We start from the raw sequence: 2,704 nt of genomic DNA on the forward strand, positions 1-2,704 counted from the left end.
TCCATGCGCTGGAAGGCAAGTTCGACGACGCCGCGCAGTGCTTCGCCGAAGCAATCCGGACCGATGATCGTCATGCCGATGCCTCGCACAACCTCGGGACCGCGCTGATGAAACGCGGTGATCGGGACGGTGCCTTCAAGGCGCTGAAGACGGCGTTGCTGATCGACCCGAGCCGCGCCGAAACCTATCTGAATCTCGGCAATCTGCTGATCGATGCCGGCCAGCTCGAAGACGCGCTGGAATGCTTCGAACGCGCTGCGAAGCACGATCCGGCACTGGCCCGCGCACGCAGCCGGCTGGCCCAGCATTTTTCGCAGGCTGGCAAGGTCAAGCAGGCGGAATCGCTGTTCCGGCAGGCGTTGGGGCTCGATCCGGATCATCTCCAAGGCTGGTTCGGGCTCGGCCGCACGCTCGAAGATCTCGGCGAGGCCGGCGGTGCGCTCGGCTGCTATCTGCAGGTGCTGAAGCGGCGTCCGCAGCACGCGCAGGCGCTCGGCCAGTATCTGGCGCTGGTGCGCGACGAACCCGAAGCGGGCCAGTTGAGCGCGGCGCAGACGCTGCTCCAAAATCCGGCGGTGAAGGACGAGGCGAGGGCGCTGATCGGCTACGGCCTGACCAAGTTCCATGACCGGCGCAAGGACTACGCACAGGCCGCTGCGGCTGGCCTTGCTGGCAACGCCGCGCGTCGACAGGCGAACGGACCGCTGGATCGCGCGGTGCTCAGCCGGCGCATCGACCGCATCATCGAAACCTTCGATGGCGCCTTCTTCGAAAGCCGCCGCCGTCTCGGCTTGGGCACCGACCAGCCGGTGTTCATCGTCGGCCTGCCGCGTTCCGGCACCACCTTGACCGAGCAGATACTCGCGTCACATCCGCTGCTCCACGGCGCTGGCGAACTGCCGGATCTGTCGCGGCTCGCCAATGGTGTGATCGGCAGCGACGAAGAACCCTGGCAGGCGGCGCAGAAGCTCGACGAGATGAGCAGCCGGACGCTGGCGCTGGAGTATCTGAAAGCGCTGCGCGAAGAGGCGCCGAAGTCGGCTTCGAGAATCAGCGACAAGTCGCCGCTGAATTTCTTCCATCTGGCCTTCGCAGCACTGCTGTTCCCGAATGCCCGAGTCGTTCATTGCATCCGCGATGGCCGCGACAATGCCCTGTCGATCTGGATGGAAAACTTCAGCCCCGATCAGCGCTACGCCACCGATTTCGACGATCTCGCCTTCTTCCACCAGCAGTACCTGCGGCTGATGGCGCACTGGCGCCAGGTGCTGCCGCTGAAGATGCTCGAACTGCGCTACGAAGACACCGTGGCCGATCTCGAAGGCCAGGCGCGGCGCTTGATCGGCTTCCTCGACGCGCCCTGGGACGCCCGCTGTCTGGCCTTCCATAAAGCCGAACGCGCGGTGCAGACGCCGAGCCGCTGGCAGGTGCGGCAGCCGATCTACACGAAGTCGGTGGCGCGCTGGAAAGCCTATGCCGAGCATCTACCGGGGCTGGATCGGGCGTTTCGCGACGATCAACAGCCTGATGCCTGATCGCCATCTTCGAAAGATATCTTTCCTTAACTTGTTATTGAGAATGATTCTTATTAGTATGCGGGCTCATAAGCAGTCAAGGCCAGCCAACGTCCGTTAGCCAGCGATGACTCCAGACTTTCGTCAGGAGCAGTCATGGGCAAGCGGTGGTGGCAGGGGGTGTTGTTGGGGGTGATCAGCGGTGCGTCAGCGGCGGAAACGGCTGCAGTGCCACCGCTGGAAACGGCTGAGATCACGTTGGGCAAGGTTACCGTCAGCGCCACGAAAGACGAACGCAGGCTCGATGAAGTGCCGGCGACCGTGACCGTGATCGACGCTGCCGATCTGCAGCGCAACGTGGTCGAGAACATCAGCGATCTGGTTCGTTACGAGCCCGGCGTCAGCGTGCCGTATCAAGGTTCGCGCTTCGGCCGCGGCGGTTTCACCATTCGTGGCCTTGGCGGCAATCGGGTGCAGATCGAGATCGACGGCGTGCCGATTCCCGATGGCTTCTCGATCGGCGATTTCTCCAATGCCGGCCGTGATTTCGTCGATCTCGACAATCTCAAGCGCATCGAGATCGTCCGTGGTTCGGCATCGAGCCTGTACGGCTCGGACGCGCTTGGCGGCGTGGTCAGCTTCACTACCAAGGACCCGCTGGATTATCTCGACGGACCCGACGACAAGCTGGCCGTGCAGGCTCGTGGCGGCTATGCGAGTGCTGACGACACCTGGATCGGCGGCGGCACTGTCGCCGGCCGCAACGGCGCCTTCTCCGGCCTGATTTCGGCGGTGGTGCGCAGCGGCGATCAGCTGTCGAACAAGGGCAACAATAGCGGTACGGGGACGACGCGCACCCAGCCGGACCCGAGCGAAGCGGTCAGCCAGAACCTGCTGGCCAAGCTCGTCTACGGCGAAACCGGCGATGCGCCGATCAAGCTGACGCTGGAGCGCCTGGTCGACGACAGCGATACCAACTCGTTGAGCGCCGTGCGCGCGATATCGCCGACCACCCAGACCACAGCGCTGGCGGCCGACGATCAGGCGCGTCGCGCGCGGGTCAGCCTGGAACAGACGCTGTTCGATCTCGGCCAGCTGAACAGCCTGCTGTGGCGCGTCTATGTCAACGACAGTCGCACCCGGCAGGACACGCTGGAGTCGCGCACGGTCAGCACCGGCGGCGGCTCGCT

2 protein-coding genes are annotated in these 2,704 nt (G+C 64.3%); both read left to right on the top strand.

Annotated elements, in window-relative coordinates; translation table 11 throughout:
• On the top strand, positions 1–1,535 hold a 1,535-nt coding region (locus Q0D45_RS21395; RefSeq protein ID WP_293397901.1), incomplete at its 5' end, for a tetratricopeptide repeat-containing sulfotransferase family protein.
• Positions 1,536–1,670: 135 nt separating this feature from the next.
• Positions 1,671–2,704 (top strand): TonB-dependent receptor plug domain-containing protein (locus Q0D45_RS21400; RefSeq protein ID WP_293397903.1); only part of this gene is annotated, 1,034 nt, incomplete at its 3' end.

Source organism: Nevskia sp. (assembly GCF_023266035.1).
Classification (GTDB): Bacteria; Pseudomonadota; Gammaproteobacteria; order Nevskiales; family Nevskiaceae; genus Nevskia.